Genomic DNA, 26,171 nt, shown 5'->3' on the forward strand with positions numbered 1-26,171 from the left:
AGCCTCGAACCAGGCACCCGGCCGTCCCTCAGACGCGCGCCTCGTCCATCCCCGCCAGCATCGTGCCGCGGCACGCGGGCGATCCACACCGGCATACGTATTGGCGGCGGGTTTCTTCGTCTTGCGGATCGTCGACGGACAGTCCATACGAGATGAACAGTTCTTCGCCGATCTGGATATCGACGGCGGCTTCGATGAACACGCGTCCGTCGATTTCGACGGCTTCGCAATTGGCCTTGCACGCATGATTGAGCCAGCGCGCGCTATTGCCGCCGACGCTGCCGTCAATCACCCGTCCATCCGACAGCCCGAACACGAAGGTATGCCCGTACTCGCCGCCGCGTTCGATACGCCGCGCGGCGCGTCGCCATGACGTCACCTCGCCTTTGTATTCGATGATGCGTTCGCCCGCCGCGAGCGTGCGCAACGCGAACACACCTTTGCCGTGAATCGGCGACCGTCTGACTGTTAAACGACGCATGGCCTGCTTTCGAAGAGGATGGATCGATTCAGTATAGAGCGCGAAAAAAATGCACTGTTATCGATGTGTGTATGTTGGTCCTCCAGTGTGAATCGAGATCGTGACGTTGCGTTTGCGCGCCGATGTGCTAGCGCATCGCACTACCTGCCACGTCTCACGACTGCGAAGCTCACGGCGACTGCGCCACGCGCGCTCGCGTTGCGCGGTTCGAACGACGGCGAGCCGGGGCGCGCTTCATGGGCAAGCCGCGCATAGAGTTCGGGACGCCGCGTGGCGAGCCATCGGTGCGCGGGGCTCGTGCCGATCAGCGCCGGATCGAGTTCCGCCGGGATCATCTGCTCGCCGGCTGCGCGCTGCGCGACGACATGACCGCACGGATCGACGATGGCGCCATGGCGTTGGTCGCTGTAGACCACGAACAGGCCGTTGTCGAGCGCGCGCGCCGGCAGGGTGCGACGCAGCCAGGCGCTTGTTTCATCTGCATCGCCTGCCACGTCCGCCCGCGCGTGCGCCGAAACCAGCAGGCCCGCACCGAGCAGCGCCGCCATCCGCGCGTTCTCCACCAGATAGTTGTCGCCGCCGACCAGCACCGCGATCCGCCAGCCGCCCGGCAGATCGAACACCGTGAAGCCGTCGCCGCTCGCGATATGCGGCTGGCCGTCCGCCTGCAGCTTGCGATGCACGTGCCGTTGACCGTCCGGCAGACAGACGACATAGCTGCTGTATAGCTCGCCGTTGTGCGCGCGCTCGATCAGACCGACGCCCGCCGCCACGCCCGTTCGTTCGACGGCATCGGCGACGGCTTGCACGGGGCCGCCGTCGACGCTCGTCGCCAGCGCCTTCATCTGCGCGCGGCGCATCGGCCACCCCTCGATGCCGCCCGTCAGGCACGCTTCGGGAAACACCGCGAGCCCGATGCGTTCCTGCGCGGCTCGCTCGATAAGCGCCACGACGCGCGCGACATTCTGTTCGATCTCGCCGCACTGCGCAGCGAAGGGAATCGATACAACGCGCAGCGGCGCGGCAGGCAAGGAAAACATGGCAGACATGGAGACAACGTCGATGGAATGACGCCATTGGACCGCCCGCGCATCGATTAGTAAAATGAATAATCTGATCGATACGATAACTGCCAAGAATGGAAATCCGCCTGTTGCGTGCGTTCCTGACCGTGACGAATCTGCGCCATTTCGGCCGTGCCGCAGATTCAATGCATCTGAGCCAGCCTGCGCTGAGCAAGCAGATCGTCGCGCTCGAAGAAAGTCTTGGCGGGCGGCTGTTCGAACGCGGCCGGCACGGCGCGGAACTGACCGCGTTCGGCGAAGCGTTCCTGCCCGATGCCGAAGCGCTCGTGCGCGACGCCGACGACGTCCTCGCCCGTGCGCGCGAAGCGAGCAGCGGGCGGCGCGGTCATCTGCGCATCGGGCTGTGCCTGTCGACGCTCACGCTCGCGCCGCCGCTGATCGCTGCCTACCGCGCGGCTAATCCGCTGATCGGCGTCACACTGAATGATCTGTCGTCGGCGGAACAGACGCGGCGCATGTTTGCCGGCAAGCTCGACGTCGGCTTCGTGCGCCTGCCCGCTGCCGAGGGGCTATCGGCGTTTCCTGTGATCGACGAGTCGCTGGGGCTCGCGATGCCGCCGCACGCGAAGTGGAAGCGCCTGCCCGCGAAGCTGGATGAATTCAACGAACTGGGCTTCGTCGCGCTCGCGCGCAGCCGCGGGCCGGGCACGGCGGCCATGATCGACGCCTGGTGCGCGGAGCGCGGCTTCGTGCCGCGCGTGATCCAGCAGGCGGACGATATCCAGTCGGTGCTGGCCGCCGTCGCGGCGGGTGTCGGCGTCGCCTTCGTGCCGTCGCGCGCCGAACATCTGCTGCGCGACGCGAAGGTGCTGCGACTGAAAGATGCGTCCGCACAATGGCGCGTCGGCATCGCCTGGCAGACGGCACGCGACGATCCCGTCGTGAAGCGCTTCGTCGACTACGTGCGCGATCAGGTGCGCGCCGCGACGAAGCACAAGGCCGACAAGCCAGGCGTCGACCTCACAGCGTGAGGCGCGCTTCGAGCCCGCCGCCTTCGCGATTGCGCAGCGTGAGCGTCGCGTTCATCGACTGCGCAAGCTGCTTTGCAATCGCGAGGCCCAGCCCCGTGCCGCCCGTCTCGCGATTGCGCGAGTTTTCGACGCGATAGAACGGCTGGAACACGGCGTCGAGTTGCTCCTGCGGAATGCCCGGGCCGCGATCGAGCACGACGATCGACCAGTGCTGCGCAGCCGTCCCGTCGACGGACACTTCGACGTTCACCTCGTCGCCGCCCGAATACTTCAGCGCGTTATCGACCAGGTTGCCGAGAATGCGGCGCAGCGCCTGCGGGCGCGTGGTCACCGCCGTCCCGACACGTCCCGCCAGCGTCACGCGGTCGCCCGCATCGGCGTAGTCGTTGACGATGCTCTCGATCAGCGCGTCCGGATTCACGCGGACGGGTTTTTCGTCGGCGCCGTGCAGCGTGCGCGCATACGCGACGCCTTCGCGCACGAGCAGTTCCATCTCCTTCAGATCCTTTTGCAGACGCGCCCGCTCCGCTTCGTCGTCGAGCATGTCGGCGCGCAGCCGCATCCGCGTAATGGGCGTTTGCAGATCGTGCGAAATGGCGGCGAGGATCTGCAGCCGCTCGCGCATATAGATGCCGATGCGCGCCTGCATCGCGTTGAACGCCTTCGACGCGCGCGCCACTTCCTCGGGACCGTCTTCGGGCAGCGCGGCGGGCGCGAGATCGGGGCCGAGCGTGTCGGCCGCGCGCGCGAGACGCTCGAGCGGCCGCGTCGCGAGGCGCACCGCGAGCCACGCGCAGCCGGCGAGCAGCGCGAGTTGCGCGATCAGCACGAGCGGCAGCCACGGCGACACGGGAATGCCGTGCATGGGATGCATGTCGATGGTGAGCGGCGTGCCGTCGCTCAGCGTCAGATGCACTTCGAGATGCTCGCCCTCGCCCGGCACGGCGTTGGCCGTCACCTTGTATTGCTGCCCGATGTCCTTCGCGATCGACGCGCCGATTTCCTGCGACAGCTTCGCGTCCGGCGGCATGCCGTTCGTGCCCGTGCCCAGTACGAACCGGTAACTGCGCCGCCCCAGCTTCGGCAGCCATTCCTCGCGCTCGGCGGGCGTCAGACGGTCCAGCAGCGCAACGGAGCTGGTCACTTCCTGGCCGATGTAGCCGACCATCACGTGCATGGTCGCCTCGTTGCGCTCGGTCATCGTGAGCCAGAACGACAGCGTCTGCGCGGCGAGCAGCCCGGCGACGAAGATCAGCGACAGCCGCACGAACAGCGTGCGCGGCCGCCACACACTGCGCAAAACACCCGGCATCCGATCCCGCATATGAACCGTTGGCGTGCTCATCCGCCCTGTTCCTCTGGCGTGACGAGCGACGAGAACACATAGCCCTCGTTGCGCAGCGTCTTGATGTAGCGCGGCTCGCGTGCGTCGTCGCCGAGGCGCTGGCGCACGCGGCTCACGAGCAGATCGATCGAACGGTCGAACGGCTCGGTCTGCCGGCCTTGCGTCAACGTCAGCAACTGATCGCGCGTCAGCACGCGCTGCGGATGATCGACGAACACGCGCAGCAGCCGGTATTCGGCGCCGCTCAGCGCGACCAGCGTGCCTTCGCCGTCGATCAGGTTGCGGCCGATCGTATCGAGGCGCCAGTCGCCGAAGCGCAGAAAATGCGCGGACCCCGCCGGCTCGCTGCTGTTGCCGGGTGGCATCATGCGCGCGCGGCGCAGAATGGCGCGGATCCGCGCGAGCAGTTCGCGCACGGCGAAGGGCTTTGCGAGGTAATCGTCCGCGCCCATTTCGAGTCCGACGACGCGGTCGGTTTCCTCGCTCAGCGCCGTCAGCATCAGGATCGGCACGGTCTGGAATTCGCCCGCGCGCAGCTCGCGGCACAGGTCGAGACCGCTCTCGCCGGGCAGCATGAGATCGAGCACGATCAGGTCGGGCCGCTCGTCGGCGAGCGCCGCGCGCATCTGCCGGCCGCCCGACGCGAGCGTCGCGCGCACGCCGTTCCTGGTGAGGTACGTGCCGACCAGCTCGCGGATGTCGCGGTCGTCGTCGACGATCAGAACGTGATCCGTTTTATCCACACAAGGCTCCTTCGCCGGCCAGGGGTTCGGTTATCTTACGCGTCATCGACCACGGAAAGGCTCTTGCCGTCCGCCACCGACGCCTCCAGCGCGTAAGGGTCCACGCCGTCGAGGCAGCCGATATTCACGCGCCACAGGTTCGGATCCTTGCGTGTCTGATGAAACGGATAGATGCCGCAGTGCTTGCAGAAGTAATGCTTCGCGACGCGCGTGTTGAACTGGTACAGCGTCAGGTCGTCCTGGCCGGACAGGATGCGCAGCGCGCCGGCGGGAAAGAACGGCGACATCAGCGCGCCCTTGCGCCGGCACAGGCTGCAGTTGCAGCGGCCGGCGGGCGTGACGGGCGTCTCGACTTCGAACTTGACGGCGCCGCAATGGCACGAGCCGTGGTGAAAATCGGTGGTCATGGCATGCTCCTGTATGCGATGACCGCATTTATACCCGAGCGCTGCCCGGGCTTTGTGTCCCAATGTATCTGCCGCGTACAGCGATACAAAATGGGGCGCCGGCGGCCGTGAAAGCCTGCCGGCGCCCCCGTTCGGCGACGCGCTAGCCCTTGCAGAGATCCTTCGCGCCGGGCGCCTGCGCGGCCTTCAGATCGAAGTCCGCTTCCTGCAGTCCCTTGGGGCTCGTCGCGACCCAGTGCAGCTGGGTCGGCGAGCGCACCAGCCCGACGCTGCCCGTGTAAGTCCACGCGATCGGCGACGGCTGCGTGCCCGCCAGTTCGATCGAGCTGGGCGTCAGCTTCAGATGCAGCAGCCGGCCATCCTGCGACGGCGCGAACGCCCGCTGGCCGATCACGGCGACGCCCGCTTCGCGCACGGACGCCGGCATGCAATCGAGCGACGCCGTCGTCTGGCCGTTCGCGTCGATCAGTTGCGCGAAGCCTTTACCCTTGTCGTCGGTGGCGACCACGACGAAGCGGTCGATAGCGGGCACATACGCTGCCGAATACGTGTAATACGACAAGCGGTCGGCGATCACGCGCGCTTCGCTCAGCGCGCCCGTCGACGGATCGAGCGTCGCCACCTTCAGGCGCGCGTAGGTTTCGCCGCTCACGTATTGCTGCCACACGAGCAACGCGCGCGTCGGCGAGCCGGCGATCATCGGCCACCATTCGCGCGTGCGCGGCGCAACGTCGACTGCCTGCAGCAGCGCGCCGTCGGCGTCGTAGGTTTTCACGTAGACGCCGTTGCCCGTGCCGAGATTGTCGACGCCACCGCCGTTCACCCAGTCATTCGAATAGAACACGACGAAGCGCGAGCCGACGGCGGCGACATGGCCGGAGTGGCCGCCCGACAGCACATCGTTCGGATACGGCTTCACGTCCTTCAGATCCGACGTGTAGACCCCGTAGCGCTGGCTCACTTCATTCGGCGTGTTCCAGCCGTCCTCGAACGACACCATCACGCGGCCCGTGTCGTTTTGCGCGACCGACACGGGTTCCTGCGCCTCCGGCCGCCCGATGAACACGCGCGGACGGTCGAGCTTCGGCTGCTTCGGCGTCCAGCGCGCGATATACACATCGTGCGTCCAGTTGCGGTCGCGCCCCGCCCCGCGCGGCGGCAGGCCCGAGCTGCTGAAGAACACCGTCGTCACGCCCTGCTCATCCGTGATCGCGCCGATGCCATGCATATAGGCGCGCAGATCGCCCGTCGGCACGCGCGACACAGCGGCGGCTTTAGCGGCCTTCGTTCCGCCCGCGTGCGCGGGCGGAACGAGGAGGATCGCCGCCGCCGTGGCCGTGACCACAGTGAGCACTGCAAAGATGATCCGCATGAGCGCCCTTCACTCCACCGTGACCGACTTCGCCAGATTGCGCGGCTTGTCGACGTCGGTGCCGCGTACGCTCGCGGTGTGATACGCGAGCAATTGCAGCGGCACCACATGCAGGATCGGCGACAGCGGCCCGTAGTGCTCGGGTAGCTGGATCACGCGCAAGCCTTCGCTGCTTTCGATCTTCGTGTCGGCATCGGCGAGCACGTACAACTGGCCGCCGCGCGCGCGCACTTCCTGCATGTTCGACTTGAGCTTTTCGAGCAGCGCGTCGTTCGGCGCGATCGTGATGACGGGCATCTCGTTCGTGACGATCGCGAGCGGTCCGTGCTTCAGCTCGCCCGCGGGATACGCTTCCGCGTGGACGTAGGAGATTTCCTTGAGCTTGAGCGCGCCTTCGAGCGCAATCGGGTAATGCACGCCGCGCCCGAGGAACAGTGCGTGATCCTTGCGGGCCAGTGCCTGCGCCCATGCGACGATCTGCGGCTCCAGCGCCAGCACGCTATTGAGCGCGGCGGGCAGATGATGCAGTTGCTGCAGCGCGGCTGCTTCTTCGTCCGCGTTCACGCGGCCGCGTTCCTTGCCGAGCGTCAGCGCGAGCAGATACAGCGCGACGAGTTGCGTCGTGAACGCCTTTGTCGAAGCGACGCCGATCTCCGGGCCCGCACCCGTCAGGTACTGCAACTCCGTGAGACGCATCATCGAGCTGTGCGGCACGTTGCAGATCGCGAGCGTATGGTGATGACCGAGTTCCTGCGCGTGCTTCAATGCCGCGAGCGTATCGGCCGTCTCGCCCGATTGCGACACGACGACGACCATCGCACACGGATTCACCACGCTCTCGCGATAGCGATACTCGCTGGCGATTTCCACCTGGGTCGGAATGCCCGCGATCGATTCGAACCAGTATTTCGCGGTCAGCGCGGAATAGTAGCTGGTACCGCACGCGAGCAGCAGCAGCGAATCGATCTCGCTGAATGCGCGTTGCGCGTTCGCGCCGAACAGTGCGGGCGTAATGGCGCGCACGCGCTCGGTCGCATCGGCGACCACGTCCGGCTGCTCGAAGATTTCCTTCTGCATGTAGTGGCGGTACGGGCCGAGTTCGGCGGTGTAGTGGCTCGCGTGATGCGCCTGCACTTCGCGGTGTGCGGTGGCGCCGTCGCGGTCGACGATATGCACGCCATCGCACGACAACACCGCGACATCGCCCTCTTCGAGGAAGATGAAATGTTCGGCCGTGCCCGACAGCGCCATCGCATCCGACGCCAGATAGTTGCCGCGCTCGCCCACGCCGATCACGAGCGGCGAACCGGCGCGCGCACCGATCACGCGGTCCGGCTCGTTGCGTGCGAAAACGGCGATCGCGTACGCACCGCGCAGACGCAGCAGCGCGCGCTGCACGGCCGTCAGCAGATCGCGCTCGGGATCCTGCTCGCGCGTGTGGTGGATCAGATGCGCGATCACTTCCGTGTCCGTATCCGATTCGAACACGTAGCCGAGCGCTTTCAGTTCATCGCGCAGCGGCTCGTGATTTTCGATGATGCCGTTGTGCACGAGCGCGATCTCGTCGCGCGAAAAGATCGGGTGCGCGTTGTCGGTGACGGGCGCGCCGTGCGTTGCCCAGCGCGTGTGCGCAACGCCGATCGTGCCCGACAGCCGCGCTTCCTGAACCTGCTGCGTGAGATTCGCGACGCGCTCGACGCTGCGCACGCGGCGCGGCGCGCCGTGCTGCAGGACGGCGACGCCGCACGAGTCATACCCCCGGTATTCGAGCCTGCGCAGCCCTTCCGTCAATACGCCGACGACATCGCGCTGTGCCACTGCTCCTACGATTCCGCACATGTTGGTCTCCGTGGTGCGTGTGTTTGTACTGTGATAACCGTGGCGCGCTCAGGCGGCCTGACGTTCGAACTCGGGCACGCTCATCACGTGCGAGATCATGCCGTCGTCGTCGTGGTACGCGACGAGGCAGCGGCCCGCATCGCCTTCCGGAATTTCATGCGGGGTGTCCGGCTGCGACGCTTCCGTCGCCTGCGGCATGCGGCGCACGCGATGCGCGTTCATCGCATCCATCTGGCGGCCGAAGGTCCAGAGAATCATCGACAGTGCGACGATGCCGATACCCACGATGCCGGGCATGAATGCATCGAGGGACAGCTCTTCCTCGCTCGCGTTCGCGAGACACCAGCGGATATACAGCGCGGCAAGTACCCACGTGCCGAGCACGAGCGTCGGGCGCACGACGCGATACCACGCGACGGTGCGCATCGCGCGAGTCTTGCTGGATTCCGTGGCGAACTGCGCGACGGACTGTTTCGAAACATCGATGATTGGGTGTTCCATGTTGTGTTCCCCTGAGACTGTTGACTTGCGTTTGTCAATTCGAATGCTTCATTCCACGTGCTTCACTGCTGTTATTCCGTTCGTTGTGCGGCAGGCTGCGCGAGCAGCGCCGCCGATGCGTCCGCCGCGACGGCGCCCGCGGAACGGATGCCGCGATCGGGGCTCACCCAGCGGGCGCGCTTTCGGCGCCGCTGGCTGACCACGCCCGGCAGCGCGATCACGGAGGCGATCATGCTGATGGCCCAGAACGCAGCGGGATACCAGACGGTGTCGACGAAATAGCGCAGCAGGTTCTTGTCGTAGCGACGGTCGATCAGGCAGCCCAGCAGAATCTGCGCGCAGCAGGTCGCGAACAGCAGCACACCTGTGCCGCGCGGCACGAACGCGAAGCGCCAGCTTTCGGGCAGCGTGAAGAGCGCGGTGGCCGCCATCATCACGAGCGTGAAGAGCATGCAGTACGCCCACACGATGCTGGTCGCGTACTCGACGAAGATCGGCCACATCATCATGTTGCGGCGGGACAGCACGGCGCCGGCATACTTGAACAGCACCTGGATGCCGCCTTTCGCCCAGCGCAGACGCTGCTTGTAGAGTCCGCGGAAGGTTTCCGGCATCAGGATCCAGCTCAGGGCGCGCGATTCGAAGTTCACGCCCCAGCCTTGCACCTGCAGCTTCCAGCTGATGTCGATGTCTTCCGTCAGCATGTCGGAACTCCAGTAGCCCACTTCCTGCAGTGCGCGCTTGCGGAACATCGACACCACGCCCGACACCGTCAGCAAACGCCCATACATGTGCTGCGTGCGCTTGATGAGCCCGACGATCGACGAGAACTCGCCCACCTGCATGCGGCCGAGCAGCGACGAGCGCGTGCGGATGCGCGGGTTGCCCGTCACGGCGCCGACGGAGGCGTCGTCGAGGAAATGGCGCAGCATCCAGCCGATCGCTTCCTTGTCGAGCAGCGAGTCGCCGTCGATGCACATCAGGTACTCGGCATCGGACAACATCGCGGCCGTCGTGAGACCGATCGCCTTGCCTTCGTTCTGATGCTGATGCACGACGACGAGCTTCGGATACACGTCGACGAGCTGGTTCAGGATCGCGCCCGTTTCGTCGCGGCTGCCGTCGTTGATCGCGATGATGTTGTAGTTCGGATAGTTCAGCTGGTCGAGGCACGCGATCACTTCGCGCACGTTGTCGGCTTCGTTGTAGCAAGGCACGACGACGGACACTTTCGGATACGACGCCAGCGGCGGCGCAACCTTGCGGCCCGCGTCGCGGCGCTCGATCAGCAGGTAGTGCAGCAGTCCGCCCACCATCCATAGATACGCCATCAGGAGCGGATAGTAGAAGACGAAGTTCGAGATGACGCTCATTGCATTTTTCATTGTGGTCCCCTGGTCCGGGCTCGCATCGCGCGGGTATCGCAACCCGCGTGCGATGCTCAGCCCAACATCCCCTGATTCGATCGCAGCGTGCTTTGCACCGACATCACGTCGCGCAGCACCGTCGTGTCCGGCCGGTTCTTGAGGAAGTCGTCCGGTCCGTAGCCCAGGTGCACGACGCCGCCTGCATTGAGCCGCTTCATCTGCGCGCGCAGCACGGCCGCCTCGACAGGCTGCTGCGTCTGCCGGTTGATCGCGGGCAGCTCGAACACGGTCTTGGCCGCCGCGCCCTGCTGGTGCAATACGGTTTGCCGCAGGCTGTCGAGCCATGCGTCGCTCACGCGTTCGCCGGCTGCGTGGGGCGCCGCCGTCAGGGCGACAAAGTCGTAATTCGCCAGCGACGATGCGAGGCTCAGCGAGAAATTGCGCTCGGCGTTCGCGTCGAACACGGCTTCGGCGGGCACGGTGCGCGCGGTCAGCACGTTGCCGCCGCCCTGATACGCACGCACGCGCTCGGCGAGCTGGTTCGTGAAGGTGTTCAGGTACGCCGTCTTGCCCTTTGCCCAGCGCTGCATCAGGTCGTCGGAGGCGTGAATCTGCGCGACGTCGCCCGGCAGGCCCCACGAGCGGTACACGGCCATCGCGGCGGCGCCCGTGTCTTCGTACGCGTTGAGCGTCGCGTCCGAGCCGAACACGACACCGTTGAAGCTCGAATAACGCGTGAGGTCGTCGTAGATGTCCTGAATGGCTTGACGCGCGACGGGATCGAACGGGCTCAGGCGCGGCGTGCGGCCGTGCTGCGCGTCGCTCGGGCTGTTCGCCGCGACTTCGACGAGACGCCCTGCTGCCGCATGTCCCGTCGGCAGATCGAAGGCGAGCAGCGGCATGCGTGCATAGACCTGCACACCGGCGCGCGTGATCAGTTGCCATGCCGTGCGGTTGAACAGGTCCGCGCGCATCGGCATGTGGCGGTTCGGGTAATACAGCGCACGCGCCACGCCCGTGTTGTCGGGGTCCCAATACGCCTTCAGATACACCGACTTCGGTTCGAGATCCTTGATGCGGTCGAGCAGACGGCCGAGCTTCGCTTCGCTCTTGTTCGGATCGATGTCGTAGATTTCGTCGAGCGACACGTTGACCACGCGCTCGACCGGGTTGTGCTCGCCACGATACAGACGCGACGAGCGCATCTGCGCGATCAGCGTGCCCACGTCCCAGTCGTACGACACGAGCAGCCGGCGAATCTGCGTGAGTGGCACGTCGGGCGTATTCGGGCCGTCGTCGAGCGTGAAATGCACGGACATGCCAAGCGCCTGCGACGCCTTGATGAGCGCTGCGTTGTACATCCCGTACGGCCAGACGGCCGAGCGCACCGCGACGCCCGTGCGGTCATGGATCAGATCGACGCTCTTCTTCAGGTCGTCGTGCACGCGCGCCTGGTACTCTTCATCCGTCTCGTAGCGCTCCAGCTGCGGGTAGTACAGATGCGCGCTCGCGGCGGGCAGCTCGTTGCCTTGCGGGTTGGCGAGCGCGCCGTGGTGCAGGTCGTGTGTGTGCGACGCCACTTCGACGAGGCCGGAGTTCGCCATCTCGCGCAGATCGTCCCAGCTCATGAAGTAGCCCGGCGGCATCACCGACTTGTGACTGATGCGCACGGGGTCGCCGGCCGGCGTATCGGTCCAGCGCGTGACGACGCCGATCAGCGCGGGATAGCCGTACTGCTGCAGCAGCGGGAATGCATGCGTGAACTGGCTCTTGTAGGCATCGTCGAAAGTGAGCAGCACGGCGCGCGGCGGCAGACGCGGCCCGCCGTTGCGCGACGCGACGATCTGATCGACGCTCACGGGGCGGAAGTCCTTCGCCTTCAGCCACGCGAAGATCGTGTTGAGCGTGGCCGTGCTGATCGCGCAGGTATCGGCGACCGTCGACACATCGGCGCGCAGATCGTCGCGGATATCGTGAATCGCGAGCACGCGGAACGTCAGGCCGTCGTCCGCATCGGGCGGCGGCAGACGGTCCAGCGCGATGCGGGCCTGTGCAGCGGGCACAGCGGCGAGACCGGCGGCGAAGGCGAGAAAACGTCTACGGTTGAGCTTGTCCATGATGTCCTACAGGGGAATGTTCAGGTTCAGGTAGATGAGCTTGCTGGTCTCGCGCGTGCGATCGAGACGCTGGCTCGACAGGCCGAGGCCATACGCGAGCGACGCGTGTGCGCTGAACTGCCACTGCTGTTCGAGACGCACTTCCCACAGCATGCTGTTGCCGATATCCGTCTGGCGGTAGCCGCCGACCGTCGCGTAGGCGCGATTCGCGAGCGACTGGTCCGCGTTGCGCCACGACGTCCACTGGTACATCGCCGTGAGTTGCGCGGTCATGTCGCGATGCGGTGCGAAGTAAGCGGTATTCGCAAGCGTGTTGCTGCTCGTGTTCAACTCGACCCACGTCGCGACGAGATGGCTCGGCGTGTTGATCAGACGCTCGTACCACGTGCCCACCCACGCCTGATTGAAGTTCGTGTCGCTGTAGCGCGACGCGCCGTAGCTGAGATCGAAGTAGCGGTAATCATCGACGCTGTAGCGCACGCTGCCCGTTGCCGCGCGGCCCGTCACGCCCACTTGATAGGCCTTCCACGGCAGCGTGTTGACGTTGCTGTCCACGCCCGCCGAAAAGCGCCAGCGGTCGTCGGGCGCGTAGCTCAGGCTGCCTGCGCCGCCCGTCTTCGCCTGCCCGCCTGTCGATCGATTGACTTCCGCCGCCGCATCGATGCCATGAAAGCGGAAGTCCGCGCCGATACCGTTGCGGATGCGGCTGACGCTGTTGCCGTCGCCTGTGTTTGCGCGGCCGCTGAACTGATGCGCGAACACGCGCCAGTAGTCGGCAAGCGGCATCGAGTAGAGCTGCGTGTCGATGCCCCAGTTTTCGTCGGCGAGCACCGAGTTGCCCTTCTGCCCGTTGCCCGCGACGATCAGTTGCGGGCTCTTGTAGGCCTCGAAGTCGCGCTGGAACGTCTTCACCGTGTTGTTGTCCGGAAAGCGGTCGGAGAAGGTCGCATTGACGTCGGCGGCGCGATCGTACTGGTTCAGTTCGAGCGCCGTGCGCCCGAGCCCCGCCAGCGTTTCGATGTCGCCTGGGTGATCGACGAGCGTGTCTGCGTAGACCTTCTGCGCTTCGTGCGGGCGCTGCTGAACGAGCGACGCATCGGAGCGTGCGCTGATCAGCGCGGGGTCGAACGGCGCTTCGTGACGCAACTCGTCGAGCGCGGCGACGCCCTCGCGGGTGCGATCCGTGTACAGCAGGTACTGCGCCTGCAGCTTCTTCACGCGGCCGTAGTCTTCGTTGACGTCTTCGGGATGCTCGGACAGATCCGCGCGTATCGGCGTGCTCGCCGAAATCTCCTTCAGCAGTTGCTGCGCGTTGTCGTAGCGTCCCGCATCGAGATACGCGAAGAAAAGCCCTTCCTGCACGTCGATGCGCTTCAACGCATGCGGTTCGACGGACGGCGTGAGCGGCTCGACAGGCGTCTGCAACGCGCGCTCGTACGCGGGTGCGGCTTTGCGCGGCTGGTCGAGATAGGTGTACGCATCGCCCGCTGCCGCATAGGTGCGCGCGGGCATCGGCTGGTTCGAGCGCGACAGGTCCTCGTAGAGGGCGGTCGCTTCCTTCATGCGGCCCACGCCTTGCAACGCCGCGACCTTCTCGACGAGCACGGAACGGCGCACGTCGGCGTATTCGTCGGACGCCGGCATGCGAGCCAGCATGTCGTCGATGTGGGCGAGCGCCGTCTTCGTCTGCGCGAGCCGGTCGGGTTCATCCGATGCCAACGACTGCTGGCGGCCCCAGTGCACTTCCGTTTCGACGACGAGCGCTTCGATCTGAAAGAGGTCGTGATCGGAGAACGCGTCGCGGCTCGCGCGCGCCTCCTGGAGGGCAAGCTGCGCCGCGCCGGCGCCCGCTTCCGCGAAGATGCGTTTGCGGAGCTGGTCGCGCTCCGTGGCTACCTTGCCTTCTGCGACTTGTCCTTCTGCGACTTTCCCCGTGGTTTCGGACGCAGTGGTCGGCTGCGCGGCGCAGTAGTCGCGCGCAAGCAGCACCACCAGCAAGGCGGTCGCCTTGACTGCGGCGTGCTTGTGTCGGCTAGAGCGTTTGGTTTTCATGGTTCCTCGCTTGTCGATGCCAACCTCCAGACAAAGCGAGTCCCCGCACCATGCGAATGGTGCATGGAGAGTAACAACGTCGCGTGGCCTGGCGAAGGCGTGGAGTTCAGCGTCTTGTTTCGCAGGCCAGTTGTTGCATCGCGCACTGGCCCCCGTCCTGTTGCGCGGCGAGGCTTATAGCGAAGTCCGTACCAGCACCCCGCTCTTCCTTCTGGCTTAAAGGCTCGCTACAAAAACGGGAATGCGGGACCCGCGTAAATCGTCAAAAACGTTTCATCCCTGAACTCGACAAGCATGACGAATCAAATCCGAAGCAATGGTTCACGCATCGAAACAATCGTGCAAATAAGGTGCAAAGCCATGCTCAGCAATGAACGTGCTTGTGCGGCGCAACAGTTTCGCGCTTTGATTCAAAGGTGAAACGGCATGCACGCGAACGGAATTCGTCTGATGCTTGCGAAGCGAAACGTGTTGCGTGAACGTCGCGCAGCAACACGCGCGCAACGACCTAGCGTGAAGCGCGACGCAACTGTCGCAGCGTGCGCGAGAAATGTGCGCTGGCGCACACAGGCGTGTCTTGATTCGATGTGCGGCAACGCACAGAGCAGCGCGCGTACGCTCGGTTATTGTCTCGCTGCACAAACGAAGACGAAGAAAGGCGCGGGCTGTGAATGGCACCGCGAGCGTCGCATCGCGATGTGATTAGCGATGCGAAATAAAATTTGATGACGGGGTGATCGATGGATTCTTCATACCGCTCGGCCAGCGGCCATCGCGCATGTGCGCGAAAGCCCGCTCTCCTCACTCGACGACGCGTAGTGGCCAGGCCGTTCGCGTCATAACGTCAGATCGAACGAACGCACCAGCAGACCCGGCAGCTTCATGCCGCCCGTCGCGCGCTCGCCCCATGTCCAGTCGTTCAGGAGCAGTTCGGGCGCGGCATCGAGGCGTTCGAGTTCGCTGCCGAGCAGCCGGTACAGGCTGTCGTCGAAGCGCATCGCGTCGACGGGCGCAACGATGCGGCCCTGCTCGACCCAGAAGGTCGCGAAGCGCGTCATGCCCGTCATCCGGCAGTTCATCCTGTCGGAGAAGTTCACGTACCACAGGTTGCCGATGTAGAGCCCGGTGTCGAGCGCGCGCAGCACATCGTCTTGCGCGAGATCGCCACCTTGCATCGACAGCGCGGATGGAGCTTCAGCACCCGTTGCGCCATTGGGCGTGAGACCGTATTCGCGCGCCGTGCGAGCGTTCGTCAGCTGTGACACGGCCTGCCCTGCTTCGATGAGCTGCACACTTCGGCGTTGATAGCCGTCGCCGTTGAAACGCGGCGTGATGTCGAGCGAGAGATCTTCCGTCAGCGTGACGCGCGGATCGAGCGACATCTCGCCGATGTTCAGCCGATAGAACTCGTTGCGTGCCGTCGCCTGCGTGCGCGCGGAGAACGCGCTGAACGACGCCGTCTCCATCAGTTCCTGCATCGCGGCAGCCGCGAGGTAGGTGCGATAGCTGCCCGGTTTCAGCATGCGCGGTTCGCGTGCGAGGATGGGTAGCCGTGCAGCCGCTTCTTCGAGCTTGCCGGCGAAGACGGCGTCGCTCCACGTATCGCCCGCATAGTGGCTTTTGATGGCGCGGCCGCTTGCATCGTAGAGTGACCAGCTGAAGTTGAAGTTCTCGACTTCGTACCACCCACGGCTGCCCGTCGACGACGCGAAACCACGTGCAATCGTGCCGCCCGCGTAGAAGCCGACGAAGTCCAGACCGCGTGCGCATTGCGCAACGATGAGCGGCAACGCGTCGGGCGACGGCAGCGTGCCTGCGCGTTGCGTCGATTCCGACCAGACCGTCGTGTCGAACAGCAGATGCGGATCGTCGGGCGCATCGCGCAGGCCTTCGCGCAAAGCCGCGAGCGTGTCGACGATTGCGTGCGTGTCGGCCACGATGTCACCGGCTGGCGTGAGCGTCGCATAGGCCTGCCGCTGACCGTCGATCAGACGCAGCGTGAGACTGGCCTGCGAAACATGGCCTGTCTGGCGTACCTTGCCTTCATTGAAGCGAATGAAGTCGGACTGCTCGGCCGAAAATGATGTCAGCGCGATTTCATGTGCGGCAAGCCGCCGTTCGATCTCGCCGGCAAGCGCCGTGAAATGCGCGTGGAATTGCGATGCCCGGTTGCCCTGCATCACGCGCCTCCGAATACGTCGACATTGCTGAACACGCAGGCCGGCGATGCATGACCGACGCGGATGATCTGCATCGGCTCGCCCTTGCCGCATACGGGCGTGCCGTACACGCCGCGCGTCGCTTCGTTGCCGACGGCGACGAGGTTGCGCCAGAAGCTCGCCGAAATGCCTCGATAGTTCGGCTGACGCACGACCTGCGTCAGCTTGCCGTTCTCGATTAGTTGGCCGTATTCGCAACCGAACTGAAACTTGTTGCGCTGATCGTCGATGGACCATGACGTATTCGTGCGCATCAGAATGCCGCTTTCGATATTCGCGATCATCTCGTCGAGCGTGCTGACGCCCGGCTCGATGTTGAGATTCGCCATGCGGTCGATGGGCGGACGGTTCCAGTTCGATGCGCGCGAATTCGCGACGCCTGCGAGCCGCGCGCGCTGTTGCGACAGCGAACCGCCGAGCGGACGCATCAGCACGCCATCGCGGATCAGATACTCTCGCCGTGCGCGTGTGCCGTCGTCGTCGAATGCATAGCTTGCCGCCTCCTCGCGCGGTTCGGGATCGAACGTGACGTTCAGCAGTTCCGAGCCGTAGCGATACGAGCCGAAGTGTTCCCGCTTCACGAAGCTCCAGCCCGCGAAGTTGCGCTCGTCGCCGAGTATGCGGTCGAGTTCGAGCGGATGACCGATCGATTCGTGTATCTGCATCATCATCTGGTCGGGCATCAGCAGCAGATCGCGCGGGCCCGCCGGGCAGTTCGGCGCGCTCACCAGTTGCAGCGCTTCGTACGCCACGCGCGCGCCCGCGCCTTCGAAGCCATACTGCCCGAGCACATCGAGCCCGCCCTGCGCGAGCGTACCGTAATCGCCGCCGAGCGTACGCACCTGTGTGACGCCCGCTGCGTGCGCCGTCACCGAGAGTTGCGGCTGGATGAAGCGAAAACGTTGATCGATGCGGATGCCGTCGCTCGTCAGATAGGTCTGCTCGCTCTGCGTGACCTGCACGGCGGCCGTCCGTTCGACGATGCGCGCGTCAATGCCGGCTGCTGCGCATTCGTGCTGCAGACGCTCGAGCCATTCGCGCCGGCCCGGCATCGGCTCTGCGATGGCAGGCGATTCGTAGCTGCCGCTCTCGGCGGGCCGTGCTATCTGCGTGTGATCGATCAGGGAAACGGATGCCGTCGCCCTGGCGCGTTGCGTCGCCATCTCCAGCGCCGCCTGCAAGCCCTGCTCCGACAGATCCGCCGTAGCGGCATAGCCCGCCCCGCTTCCGCACCACGCGACCAGCATGGCGCCGCGATCGCTCGCGATACGCAGCGGTTGCGCGACATCGTTGCGAACCGCGTGATCGTCGGTTCGCTCGCTGACGACACGCAGCGACCAGAAATCCGCGTCGCTATATAACGTACCTCGCAAGCGGTTCAACAACGATTCGGTCATAGGGTGCCTCACGTATGTCATATGCTCGTGCGAGCATCGATGCGCCGTCGAGGCGCGTCGACAAGCACGCGAATGCCATATCGTACGCGATGCGCTCAACGCAGGCCGCTTAGGTCCATCGGCTTCTCTGTCGGCGTCATTTTTTCGCGCTGTGCTCTCGCGCACATTCATCCGGCTCGATTGTCTGCCAGTGCACATTCATACGCATGTCGCGTCCTCGTGAAGGTGCGTTTTTCACGTGCTGCGCGGCCTTTTTATATGTTTTTCTCCTGCTGATCCGTGAGCAAAATGATGCATTTCTGAACGCAAACATGAGAGTGTGCTCGCGTTTTCCGCCTGCATTCAGCATCGCGAGTTATTTCAAGAATGGCGTCCCTCGTGCCGTTATCACAGACAGGCCGTTTCCATTTCAACAACAAGAGGCTCCGCCCATGCAAATCCAGAACGATCTTTCAGGCAGCGTCGCGATCGCCAGCACACGTACCGCCGGCACATCCACGAATACCTCATCCGATACCGCCGCGTCGACAGGCTCGACCCAGGCGTCCGGTACGCAAGCCGCGCAAGGTGCCGCAGCCGCTGGATCGTCGGGCGGCGACAGCACCCAGCAAGCGGCCATCAAGCAATTGAAGGCATTGATCGAATCGCTGCAGCAGAAGCTGACGGCGTTACAGCAGCAGATGGCCCGCGCGCAGCAGCAGGCGAATAATGACGGTACGGGAGCAGCGGCCGCGATGGCGGCTTCGTTGAACGCGCAGGCGACCTCGATTTCGGCGTCGCTGCAAACGGCAACGGCCGAGCTTGCGCAACTGCTGCTGTCTTCATCGGGCAAGTCGACAGGCGGCATCGTCGATACGCAGGCCTGACGCCCGCGACGGCCATAGATCAAGCAGATGCGCCCCCAGCCTTACGCGACGTATCGCTCCTGAACGGGGACGTCGGCGTAATCGAAGGTCGGGCGCGCATAGAAAAAGCCCTGTGCAAGGACCTTCGGCCATTGCGCGAGCCAGCGTGCGAGCGCCTTCGTTTCCACCCCCTCCACCACCACCGCGACATCGAGCCGTTCGAGCAGCGACAGCACGCCCGACGCCACAGCCGATGCGCGCGGACAGTCCGGCACGCCATCGAGCATCTCGCGCGCGACCTTCACGGTATCCACATCGATCGTGCTCAGCAGCGCGAGCGACGAATAGCCGGTCCCGAAGTCGTCGATGGCGAGACGCATGCCCGCTTCGCGGAGCGGTTTTGTCAGCGGCGGCGCGGCCAGCAGGCGCGTCGCGTCTTCTGTCTCGACGAGTTCGAGTTCGAGTAGATCGGGCGCGACGTCATGCATGCGCGCGATCTGCATCACGGTCGCGGGGAAATGCCCGTCGGCGACGACGCGCGGCGGCACGTTGACTGCGACGGGACACACCCGTTGCCCTTTGCGCTGCGCGTCTGCAATCGCCCTGCACGCACCGTCGATCACGTGATACGTCAATTGCAACGCGACCAGGGGATGATCGAGCGCGACGAGAAAAGCATCGGGCAACAGCATGCCGTAGTCCGGATGCATCCAGCGGATCAAGGCTTCGACGCGCACGAGCTTGCCTGTCTGCACATCGTAAATGCCCTGAAAAGCGAGGCGAAATTCGCCGCCGATCAGGCCTTCGCTTACGCGCCGCTCGAGTGAGTTCATCAGGCGCGGCACATGCGTTGTGTTATTCGGGCCCGTGGTCGCACAGGCGTTATCCTCGCAATCTGCAGCGGTAGCGTGGCGAGCATCCATCGTGTGGGAAGACCGTAGTTATTGATGTGTGGATGGGATTGGCTTTCCCGAATCGATGCACGTTTCATACCATGATCTATCGACACACTGCGGATCGCGTTGTGAGCCGCATGCCGCCTTGTTCTACGGATATCTGCCCGCTGCGCTCGCGTGAACAGAAAACGCAACAACGTTTCGCGCACGAAACATCCGTGCGGCGTGTGAGCGATCCACCTGCCGCAGTCCCGCGTGCTTGACAGCAGGTGTCGCCCCGCTTGACCGCATGGCGTGTCGACTGTCAAAAGTGCTTCACGCGCGAATCGCGCAGCCCGCTGTATTACCTCAGAGGTAATCGATTCGCTTCGCGCCCGACGCTATGCTGGCTTCATTCGTCAACGACCGGGAGAGCAGCATGTCGACGTTCGCCGTTGCACACCTGCATGAAGTGAAGATGGGCGTGGAGATTGTCGAGTACCTCAAGCGTATCGATGCGACGCTTGCGCCCTACTGCGGCCATTTCGTGTTGCACGGCGGCCGTTACGAACGGCTCGAAGGCGATTGGCGCGGCGATCTGATTGCCATCGAGTTTCCGAATCGCGATCTCGCGCGCGCGTGGTACAGATCCGATGCGTATCAGACGATCCTGCCGTTGCGCACGGAGAATTCGATCGGCGATGTGATTCTGATCGATGCAGTGCCCGCATCGCATGTCGCGACGGATGTGTTGTGCGGATAACGATTCAACATTGCGCGGTACGGCGGGGGCGCTTCGTCGCACGGAAACGCGCCCCTCGTGCCGGCATCGCGATCAGCTGCCGAAGTACAGCGAGCAATAGCTGACGGGGCCGACACATGACGACGTGCCTGGGTTCGCACCTGTCGCGGGAAGCCGCGATCCCGCAGCGTGCGTGCCCGACATGCCTGCGCCCTCGCTGTCTTGCGTGGTCTTTTGATGCGCGACCTGTTGCTGATAGATGGGCGCGACATCGGGATACGAGGTATCGGTGACGAACTGCGAGCCGTTCTGCTCAGCCTGGATCAGTTCCTGACGTACTTCTGCGCGCGTCTTCTCCTGTGCGAATGCACTCGATGCAAAGCCCGTCGAAACGAGTGCGGCGATCGAAACGGTCAACAGTGCAAGCTTCTTCATTTCCAGCTCCTTGAGATGAGATGACGTCGAATGCGCCGCAGGATGTGTGACGCTTCACGGTGATGAACAAAGCGACATCGAAATCTATTCCCAACTTTTTTTCGTTTGCGCACCGGCATGCACAGACGAGGAATTTCTTCATACGACGGGAATAATCGACACGGCTCCCTGTTGACGGTGTGTGCACGTCACAGACAGAAACGAAAGGAGCATCCGTGATGAAATCAAGGTCCCGCGCGTCGGCGCCACGCTGCATGCCCTGCAGACTGGCGGCGATCGGCGCAGCGGTAGTCGCGCTCGCCGGCACGTTCGCTTATGCAGCCGGCTGGCTCACGCCTTCGCGTCTCACAACGTATCGCATCGTCGATCAGTTTCAGGCGAACAATGGTCCGCACCCGGGTTATCGCCGCAATCACGCAAAAGGCCTGTGTGTCGAAGGCTATTTCAACAGCAACGGCAACGCGGCCTCCGTCTCACGCGCGCAAGTCTTTGCGCCGGGCCGCACGGCTATCATCGGCCGCTTTGCGATTCCGGGCGGCAATCCATCGGCAGCCGACGCGAGCGTGCCCGTTCGCAGCTTTGCACTGCTCTTCAAGCAACGCGACGGCGAGCAATGGCGCACAGCGATGAATTCGACACCTGTTTTCGCAGTGCGTACGCCCGAGCAGTTCTATCAGCAACTCGTCGCTGCGCAGCCCGATCCGCAGACAGGCAAGCCCGATCCCGCGAAACTCAAGGCGTTTTATGCGGCCAATCCGGCGACGCGTCCGTTTCAGGAATGGGTGAAGACACATCCGGCGTCGTCCCGCCTCGCCAATGCGACGTACTACAGCATCAACGCATTTCGCTTCATCGATGCAGGCGGTCACGAGCATGCCGTGCGTTGGTCAGTCGAGCCTGACATGCCGTATGCACCCGTCGATCCGCAGGAGAAGAACGATCCCGACTTTCTGTCGAAGCAACTTGGCGAACAACTTCAGCGAGGCAGCGTGCGCTGGCATCTGATCGTCACGCTCGCCAACGCGAGCGACCCGACCAACGATGCGACGCTGCAATGGCCCGCCGACCGGCAACGCATCGACGCAGGCACCATCGTGATCGAACGCACGTCGGGGCAGGCCGACGGCGCGTGCCGCGACGTCAATTTCGATCCGACCGTCTTGCCTGACGGCATCAAGCCTTCCGATGATCCGCTGCTTGCCGCGCGTTCGGCGGCCTATGCCGTGTCGTATCAGCGGCGCACGCGCGAAGAAGCACTGCATGGCGCGCCTGCCACGCGGCAACCTTGAACGGAGCGCATCATGACGAACACCTCTCGCCATTTCTCGCCGCTCGCGCGCCTGTTGCACTGGACGATGGCCGTGCTGATTCTCTCGATGCTGTTTGTCGGCGTCGCGATGGTCGCGACGGTTTCTCACGCGCATGCCACGCTGATCGCACTGCATCGGCCGCTCGGCGTTGCGTTACTGTTACTCGCACTGATACGCGTAGTCGTACGCCTGAAAAACGGCAGCCCCGCATTGCCCGACGACTTGCCCGCGTTGCAGCGCTTCGCGGCCAAGGCATCGCATCTCATTCTTTATGGGCTATTCATCGCGATGCCGCTGATCGGCTGGGCCATGCTTTCCGCGGGCGGCTATCCCGTCACGCTGTTCGGCGCGTGGCATTTGCCCGCGATCGTCCCGCAAAACGTCGACCTGTTCGCGCTACTGCGCGCGTTGCATACGTGGCTCGCGTTCGCGTTGTTCGCGACCGTTCTCGCGCATATCGCGGCAGCCCTGTTTCATGGGCTCATTCGCCGCGACGGCGTATTCTCCAGCATGGCCCGCGGCGGACGTTAGTCGTCGTTGCACCGCGTCGACTGCATAGGGAGACATCTCGTGTTCGAACAATGCGAATGGTTCAATGAGCCGTCGGTGTGGTCGCTGGATCACGTATCAAGCCGACTCCGCAAAGCTCGTCTTCAGCGCCTGATAGATGCTGCGATAGCGCGCAAGCCTGTGTGCAAGCAATGGGGCCTGCGCGCTATCGGGCTCGCATGACTCCAACGTCGGCGGCGCCAGGCAGACCTCGTTAATGGCTTCGCCCGTCACCGCCAGACGCGCGAGACGAGCCGCTCCGAGCGCCGCACCGACGTCGCTGCCTTCATGCCGATGCATCGTGATGCCCGTTGCCGTCGCACACAGATTCGCCCAGAAGGGGCTGCGCGAGCCGCCGCCGATGAACGATGCGCTCTTCAACGTCGTGCCCGCGCTTTGCAGCGCCGCGTAGCCGTCGGCCATCGCGAACGCCACGCCTTCCATTACGCTGTACGCGAGATCGCCGGTACTGTGTGCGCCCGTCAAACCCCAAAAGACGCCGCGTGCATTCGCATCGTTGTGCGGCGTGCGCTCGCCGCTCAGATACGGCAGAAAGATCGGCGCCGTCGCGGGATTGGCCGTGCTCGCAAGCTCGGGCAAGCTGCCGACCTCGCGACCCACAACCTTGGAGAGCCACCCGAGACTCGATGCCGCCGACAGGATGACGCTCATCTGATGCCAGCGCGCCGGCAGGCAGTGGCAGAACGCATGCACCCCTTGCGCGGGATTCGGCGCGAAGCGGTCGGTGCCTGCGAACAGGACACCCGATGTACCCAGCGACAGGAACGCACTGCCCGCTTCCGCCACTCCCATGCCGATCGCACTCGCCGCGTTGTCGCCTGCGCCGCCGCATACCACGACGGGACCCGCGATGCCCCAGTCGCGTTGCAAGGCGTCGCTCAACTGTGCAGCAGGCGCACTGCCTTCGACGAGCCTCGGCATGTGCGCGCGCGTCAGTCCCGTTGCCGCGAGCATGCGGTCGGACCAGTCGCGCTTCGCGACGTCGAGCCATAACGTGCCCGACGCATCCGACATGTCGGACACGAAATCGCCCGTCAGCTTCCACGCGAGATAGTCTTTCGGCAACAGCACCTTCGATGCGGCGCGAAACACCTCGGGTTCGTGCTTTGCGAGCCAGAGCAGCTTCGGTGCGGTGAAGCCGGGCATCGCAAGATTGCCGGTGATGTCGCGCGACTCGGGCACGAGCGCTTCCAGCTCCGCGCATTCGGCGAACGCACGCGTGTCGTTCCAGAGTATCGCCGGCCTGAGCACCTCGCCGTTCGCATCGATCAGCGTCGCACCGTGCATCTGCCCCGAGAGCCCGATGCCGCGCAGTGCCGCGAAGGCGCCGGGATTCGCGCTGCGCACGGCGGCAACGGCATCGAGCGTCGCCTGCCACCAGGCTCGCGGATTCTGCTCCGACCAGTGCGGATGCGGCTGCGACACATCGAGGCGCACGCCGCTCGTTGCGAGCGTCGCAGACGCGTCATCGGTCAGAATTACTTTTACCTCAGAGGTGCCGAGGTCGATTCCAAGGAAAGTCACAGCACGTCCTCACTATTTGGCTTGAGTGGACACCGCATGCTGAACATCGACGACACGCCAGCGCGCGGCTACGCGTTCACGAAACCCTATGAGAGGCGAACGCCCATGCCACACGAACGCGGCATTTTTCCTGGGCGCACGTCGCCTCCTTTTTCGCCGGCTCGCGACGGCCGGTGTCTGCTCTCGGTTGATATGTGACGTTACCACGGCGCTCTGCGCACAGCCGACTCCGGACGCGTCGTCCCACATTTGCGCGACTGATACGGCCTCCCTTTTTCGATGAATTTGACCGATCGAAATGCGCGGCCGACACTCGATGGCACATTCCCCACTACACAATGCGCACCCTCATGGCTTCCATCGAAACCACGCACGCATCCGGCCGCCTCGACGCAGTCCGACCTCTCGAAGACAGGACGTTGCGCAAGATCGTCATTGCATCCGTCGCGGGCAACGCGATGGAGTGGTACGACTTCTTCGTTTACGGCACGGCTGCAGCGCTCATATTCGGGCAGCTGTTTTTTCCGGTGGGAGCGGATCCGTTGATCGGCACGCTCGGCGCATTTGCTGCCTTCGCGATGGGTTTCGTCGCGAGACCATTGGGCGGCATCGTCTTCGGTCACATCGGCGATCGCTATGGGCGCAAGGCTTCGCTCGTATGGACGCTGCTCATCATGGGCATCGCGACGTTTGCGATCGGCCTCCTGCCGACGTATGCGCAGGTCGGCATCTGGTCGCCGTTCGCGCTCGTCGTATTGCGGCTCTTGCAAGGCATTGCATCGGGTGGCGAATGGGGCGGCGGCGTATTGATGATCAGCGAGAGCGCACCGCCTGAAAAGCGCGGCTATTACGCGGCGTGGAGCCAGTTGGGTGTGGGTGGAGGGTTCGTGTTGTCGTCAGGCGCATTTCTCGCGGCACAGTCGCTGCCGCACGATGCATTCATCAGCTGGGGATGGCGCCTGCCCTTCCTCGCAAGCATCGCGATCTTTGCAATCGGCGTTTATATCCGGCACAGCCTGCCGGAGAGCCGCGATTTCGAACAGACAGAAAAACGCGGAGAAAAGACTCATCTGCCCGTGGTCGAAGTTCTCAGGCGGCATCCGAAAGAGATTTTGATGGCGATGGGCTTACGCGTAGCGGAAAACGGCGGCGCATATATCTTTCTCGCGTTCTCGCTGGTGTATGGGAAGTTCGCGGGTATCGCGAGTTCGGTGATGCTGACGGGCGTGATGCTGGCGATGGTCGTCGAAATGGGCGCCATGCTCGCATGGGGACGACTGTCCGATCGCATCGGCCGAAAGCCCGTGTATATGATCGGTGCGGCCGGTCTGATCGTGATGGCCTTTCCGTTTTTCTGGCTCCTCGATACGCATCAGGCGCCGTGGATCTACCTCGCGCTCATTCTCGGCACGGCGGTCTGTCATGGGGCGATGATCGGTACGTTGCCGGCGCTCGTCGGCGAACTGTTCAGCACGGAAGTGCGCTATTCAGGTGTCGCGCTCGGACATGAGGTTGCGTCGATTTTCGCGGGCGGACTCTCGCCGCTGATTGCTACGGCGTTGCTTGCCCACTATCACGCGTATTGGCCCGTCTCGGTGTTTCTGATGATTCTGGGGGCGATTACCGTCGTCACGCTGAAGTTCACACATGAGACGCGGGCGGGTCGATAGGGGTTTGTTTCCGCTGGAATGGTCCGGCGGGCCGGCACGGCTAAGGCAGGAACGTGCGTCACGATCTCGTGACGGCGCTCTTGCCTTGTTGTTTTGCGTGGGGTCGTCGCGGCCAGCTGGGTGACGACCAGATGAATGCCGGCGCAGTGGCTTTGGTGTCGAGCGTGTCGCCAGATTTTCACGCCCAGAAACGCCAAGACCCCGCTTTTGAGGGCGGGGTCTTGGACTGGGTAAGGAGCCTGACGATTACCTACTTTCACACGGGCAATCCGCACTATCATCGGCGTGGAGTCGTTTCACGGTC

The 26,171-nt window shown here is 64.2% G+C and carries 23 protein-coding genes; 7 read left to right on the plus strand and 16 right to left on the minus strand.

Annotated features, from left to right (window positions below; all coding sequences use genetic code 11):
- Positions 1-28: 28 nt before the first annotated feature.
- Positions 29-481 carry an SET domain-containing protein-lysine N-methyltransferase gene (locus G3N95_RS34750; protein ID WP_205974609.1) on the minus strand — a complete coding sequence of 151 codons (453 nt, stop codon included), beginning with the start codon at positions 479-481 and terminating at the stop codon, positions 29-31.
- Between the two features lie 140 nt (positions 482-621).
- Entirely contained in the window at positions 622-1,521 is a 900-nt protein-coding gene (locus G3N95_RS34755; protein ID WP_205974633.1) for a nitrilase-related carbon-nitrogen hydrolase, read from the minus strand.
- A gap of 98 nt (positions 1,522-1,619) precedes the next feature.
- On the opposite strand from G3N95_RS34755, the gene G3N95_RS34760 reads away from it, so the two are divergent.
- Positions 1,620-2,537 (plus strand): LysR substrate-binding domain-containing protein, encoded by a 918-nt coding sequence (locus G3N95_RS34760; protein WP_205974610.1) that lies wholly within the window; start codon positions 1,620-1,622, stop codon positions 2,535-2,537.
- Here the strand turns inward: G3N95_RS34760 and G3N95_RS34765 are convergent.
- From G3N95_RS34765 to G3N95_RS34815, 11 genes are all read right to left on the minus strand, one after another.
- The gene (locus G3N95_RS34765) at positions 2,527-3,882 is read right to left on the minus strand and encodes an ATP-binding protein (protein ID WP_241019119.1); all 1,356 of its coding nucleotides are present in this window, start codon (positions 3,880-3,882) and stop codon (positions 2,527-2,529) included. The genes G3N95_RS34760 and G3N95_RS34765 overlap by 11 nt on opposite strands.
- A complete protein-coding gene (locus G3N95_RS34770) occupies positions 3,879-4,625 on the minus strand; it encodes a response regulator (RefSeq protein ID WP_205974611.1) in 747 nt (248 codons plus the stop codon). The genes G3N95_RS34765 and G3N95_RS34770 overlap by 4 nt, the downstream gene beginning before the upstream one ends.
- Before the next feature lie 35 nt (positions 4,626-4,660).
- Positions 4,661-5,032, minus strand: a complete 372-nt coding sequence (locus tag G3N95_RS34775; protein ID WP_205974612.1) for a GFA family protein — start codon at positions 5,030-5,032, stop codon at positions 4,661-4,663.
- 142 nt (positions 5,033-5,174) lie between these two features.
- Positions 5,175-6,404 carry a hypothetical protein gene (locus G3N95_RS34780; protein ID WP_205974613.1) on the minus strand — a complete coding sequence of 410 codons (1,230 nt, stop codon included), beginning with the start codon at positions 6,402-6,404 and terminating at the stop codon, positions 5,175-5,177.
- Positions 6,405-6,413: 9 nt separating this feature from the next.
- Positions 6,414-8,243 (minus strand): glutamine--fructose-6-phosphate transaminase (isomerizing), encoded by a 1,830-nt coding sequence (glmS, locus tag G3N95_RS34785; protein ID WP_205974614.1) that lies wholly within the window; start codon positions 8,241-8,243, stop codon positions 6,414-6,416.
- 48 nt (positions 8,244-8,291) lie between these two features.
- Positions 8,292-8,744, minus strand: a complete 453-nt coding sequence (locus G3N95_RS34790) for a hypothetical protein (protein WP_205974615.1) — start codon at positions 8,742-8,744, stop codon at positions 8,292-8,294.
- Positions 8,745-8,815: 71 nt separating this feature from the next.
- Complete coding sequence (pgaC, locus tag G3N95_RS34795; RefSeq protein ID WP_241019120.1) at positions 8,816-10,117, minus strand: poly-beta-1,6-N-acetyl-D-glucosamine synthase; 1,302 nt, start codon at positions 10,115-10,117, stop codon at positions 8,816-8,818.
- Between the two features lie 68 nt (positions 10,118-10,185).
- A complete protein-coding gene (gene pgaB, locus G3N95_RS34800) occupies positions 10,186-12,228 on the minus strand; it encodes a poly-beta-1,6-N-acetyl-D-glucosamine N-deacetylase PgaB (RefSeq protein ID WP_205974617.1) in 2,043 nt (680 codons plus the stop codon).
- Positions 12,229-12,234: 6 nt separating this feature from the next.
- Positions 12,235-14,280: a poly-beta-1,6 N-acetyl-D-glucosamine export porin PgaA gene (pgaA, locus tag G3N95_RS34805; protein WP_205974618.1), complete on the minus strand. Its 2,046-nt coding sequence runs from the start codon at positions 14,278-14,280 to the stop codon at positions 12,235-12,237.
- 836 nt (positions 14,281-15,116) lie between these two features.
- On the minus strand, positions 15,117-16,460 hold the full coding sequence (locus G3N95_RS34810; RefSeq protein WP_205974619.1) for a metallopeptidase TldD-related protein: 1,344 nt from the start codon (positions 16,458-16,460) through the stop codon (positions 15,117-15,119).
- Positions 16,460-17,896 (minus strand): TldD/PmbA family protein, encoded by a 1,437-nt coding sequence (locus tag G3N95_RS34815; protein WP_205974620.1) that lies wholly within the window; start codon positions 17,894-17,896, stop codon positions 16,460-16,462. Before G3N95_RS34815 ends, G3N95_RS34810 begins: the two co-directional genes overlap by 1 nt.
- A 431-nt stretch (positions 17,897-18,327) precedes the next feature.
- Here G3N95_RS34815 and G3N95_RS34820 point away from each other — a divergent pair, with 431 nt between their 5' ends.
- Positions 18,328-18,762, plus strand: coding sequence for a hypothetical protein (locus tag G3N95_RS34820; RefSeq protein WP_205974621.1), 435 nt, complete (start codon positions 18,328-18,330; stop codon positions 18,760-18,762).
- Between the two features lie 41 nt (positions 18,763-18,803).
- Here G3N95_RS34820 and G3N95_RS34825 read toward each other — a convergent pair whose 3' ends face one another.
- A complete protein-coding gene (locus G3N95_RS34825) occupies positions 18,804-19,574 on the minus strand; it encodes an EAL domain-containing protein (protein WP_241019121.1) in 771 nt (256 codons plus the stop codon).
- A gap of 481 nt (positions 19,575-20,055) precedes the next feature.
- On the opposite strand from G3N95_RS34825, the gene G3N95_RS34830 reads away from it, so the two are divergent.
- The gene (locus G3N95_RS34830; protein WP_205974623.1) at positions 20,056-20,379 is read left to right on the plus strand and encodes a DUF1330 domain-containing protein; all 324 of its coding nucleotides are present in this window, start codon (positions 20,056-20,058) and stop codon (positions 20,377-20,379) included.
- Positions 20,380-20,451: 72 nt separating this feature from the next.
- Here the strand turns inward: G3N95_RS34830 and G3N95_RS34835 are convergent, their stop codons facing one another.
- On the minus strand, positions 20,452-20,793 hold the full coding sequence (locus G3N95_RS34835) for a DUF4148 domain-containing protein (RefSeq protein WP_205974624.1): 342 nt from the start codon (positions 20,791-20,793) through the stop codon (positions 20,452-20,454).
- Between the two features lie 218 nt (positions 20,794-21,011).
- Between G3N95_RS34835 and G3N95_RS34840 the strand changes: the two genes are divergently transcribed.
- Entirely contained in the window at positions 21,012-22,082 is a 1,071-nt protein-coding gene (locus G3N95_RS34840) for a catalase family peroxidase (protein ID WP_205974625.1), read from the plus strand.
- A gap of 12 nt (positions 22,083-22,094) precedes the next feature.
- Positions 22,095-22,634 (plus strand): cytochrome b, encoded by a 540-nt coding sequence (locus G3N95_RS34845; protein ID WP_205974626.1) that lies wholly within the window; start codon positions 22,095-22,097, stop codon positions 22,632-22,634.
- Between the two features lie 96 nt (positions 22,635-22,730).
- On the opposite strand, the gene xylB is transcribed toward G3N95_RS34845, so the two are convergent.
- Positions 22,731-24,197 carry a xylulokinase gene (gene xylB / locus G3N95_RS34850; protein WP_205974627.1) on the minus strand — a complete coding sequence of 489 codons (1,467 nt, stop codon included), beginning with the start codon at positions 24,195-24,197 and terminating at the stop codon, positions 22,731-22,733.
- Positions 24,198-24,547: 350 nt separating this feature from the next.
- On the opposite strand from xylB, the gene G3N95_RS34855 reads away from it, so the two are divergent.
- Both G3N95_RS34855 and G3N95_RS34860 read left to right on the plus strand, forming a co-directional pair.
- Positions 24,548-25,867, plus strand: coding sequence for an MFS transporter (locus G3N95_RS34855; RefSeq protein ID WP_205974628.1), 1,320 nt, complete (start codon positions 24,548-24,550; stop codon positions 25,865-25,867).
- 53 nt (positions 25,868-25,920) lie between these two features.
- The coding region (locus G3N95_RS34860) for a hypothetical protein (protein WP_205974629.1) at positions 25,921-26,171 on the plus strand (251 nt) is incomplete at its 3' end.

It is taken from the genome of Paraburkholderia sp. Tr-20389, assembly GCF_017104565.1.
Lineage (GTDB): Bacteria > Pseudomonadota > Gammaproteobacteria > Burkholderiales > Burkholderiaceae > Paraburkholderia.

What these genes read in the sequence shown, in the direction of transcription:
- G3N95_RS34765 (WP_241019119.1), bottom strand. Translation starts at nt 3,882, where the DNA reads ATGAGCACGCCAACGGTTCATATGCGGGATCGGATGCCGGGTGTTTTG.
- G3N95_RS34790 (WP_205974615.1), bottom strand. Translation starts at nt 8,744, where the DNA reads ATGGAACACCCAATCATCGATGTTTCGAAACAGTCCGTCGCGCAGTTC.
- G3N95_RS34835 (WP_205974624.1), bottom strand. Translation starts at nt 20,793, where the DNA reads ATGAAGAAGCTTGCACTGTTGACCGTTTCGATCGCCGCACTCGTTTCG.
- G3N95_RS34775 (WP_205974612.1), bottom strand. Translation starts at nt 5,032, where the DNA reads ATGACCACCGATTTTCACCACGGCTCGTGCCATTGCGGCGCCGTCAAG.
- glmS (WP_205974614.1), bottom strand. Translation starts at nt 8,243, where the DNA reads ATGTGCGGAATCGTAGGAGCAGTGGCACAGCGCGATGTCGTCGGCGTA.
- pgaC (WP_241019120.1), bottom strand. Translation starts at nt 10,117, where the DNA reads ATGAGCGTCATCTCGAACTTCGTCTTCTACTATCCGCTCCTGATGGCG.
- G3N95_RS34755 (WP_205974633.1), bottom strand. Translation starts at nt 1,521, where the DNA reads ATGTTTTCCTTGCCTGCCGCGCCGCTGCGCGTTGTATCGATTCCCTTC.
- G3N95_RS34750 (WP_205974609.1), bottom strand. Translation starts at nt 481, where the DNA reads ATGCGTCGTTTAACAGTCAGACGGTCGCCGATTCACGGCAAAGGTGTG.
- G3N95_RS34840 (WP_205974625.1), top strand. Translation starts at nt 21,012, where the DNA reads ATGAAATCAAGGTCCCGCGCGTCGGCGCCACGCTGCATGCCCTGCAGA.
- G3N95_RS34855 (WP_205974628.1), top strand. Translation starts at nt 24,548, where the DNA reads ATGGCTTCCATCGAAACCACGCACGCATCCGGCCGCCTCGACGCAGTC.
- pgaB (WP_205974617.1), bottom strand. Translation starts at nt 12,228, where the DNA reads ATGGACAAGCTCAACCGTAGACGTTTTCTCGCCTTCGCCGCCGGTCTC.
- G3N95_RS34820 (WP_205974621.1), top strand. Translation starts at nt 18,328, where the DNA reads ATGCAAATCCAGAACGATCTTTCAGGCAGCGTCGCGATCGCCAGCACA.
- G3N95_RS34830 (WP_205974623.1), top strand. Translation starts at nt 20,056, where the DNA reads ATGTCGACGTTCGCCGTTGCACACCTGCATGAAGTGAAGATGGGCGTG.
- G3N95_RS34760 (WP_205974610.1), top strand. Translation starts at nt 1,620, where the DNA reads ATGGAAATCCGCCTGTTGCGTGCGTTCCTGACCGTGACGAATCTGCGC.
- G3N95_RS34815 (WP_205974620.1), bottom strand. Translation starts at nt 17,896, where the DNA reads ATGACCGAATCGTTGTTGAACCGCTTGCGAGGTACGTTATATAGCGAC.
- G3N95_RS34810 (WP_205974619.1), bottom strand. Translation starts at nt 16,460, where the DNA reads ATGCAGGGCAACCGGGCATCGCAATTCCACGCGCATTTCACGGCGCTT.
- pgaA (WP_205974618.1), bottom strand. Translation starts at nt 14,280, where the DNA reads ATGAAAACCAAACGCTCTAGCCGACACAAGCACGCCGCAGTCAAGGCG.
- G3N95_RS34780 (WP_205974613.1), bottom strand. Translation starts at nt 6,404, where the DNA reads ATGCGGATCATCTTTGCAGTGCTCACTGTGGTCACGGCCACGGCGGCG.
- G3N95_RS34825 (WP_241019121.1), bottom strand. Translation starts at nt 19,574, where the DNA reads ATGAACTCACTCGAGCGGCGCGTAAGCGAAGGCCTGATCGGCGGCGAA.
- G3N95_RS34845 (WP_205974626.1), top strand. Translation starts at nt 22,095, where the DNA reads ATGACGAACACCTCTCGCCATTTCTCGCCGCTCGCGCGCCTGTTGCAC.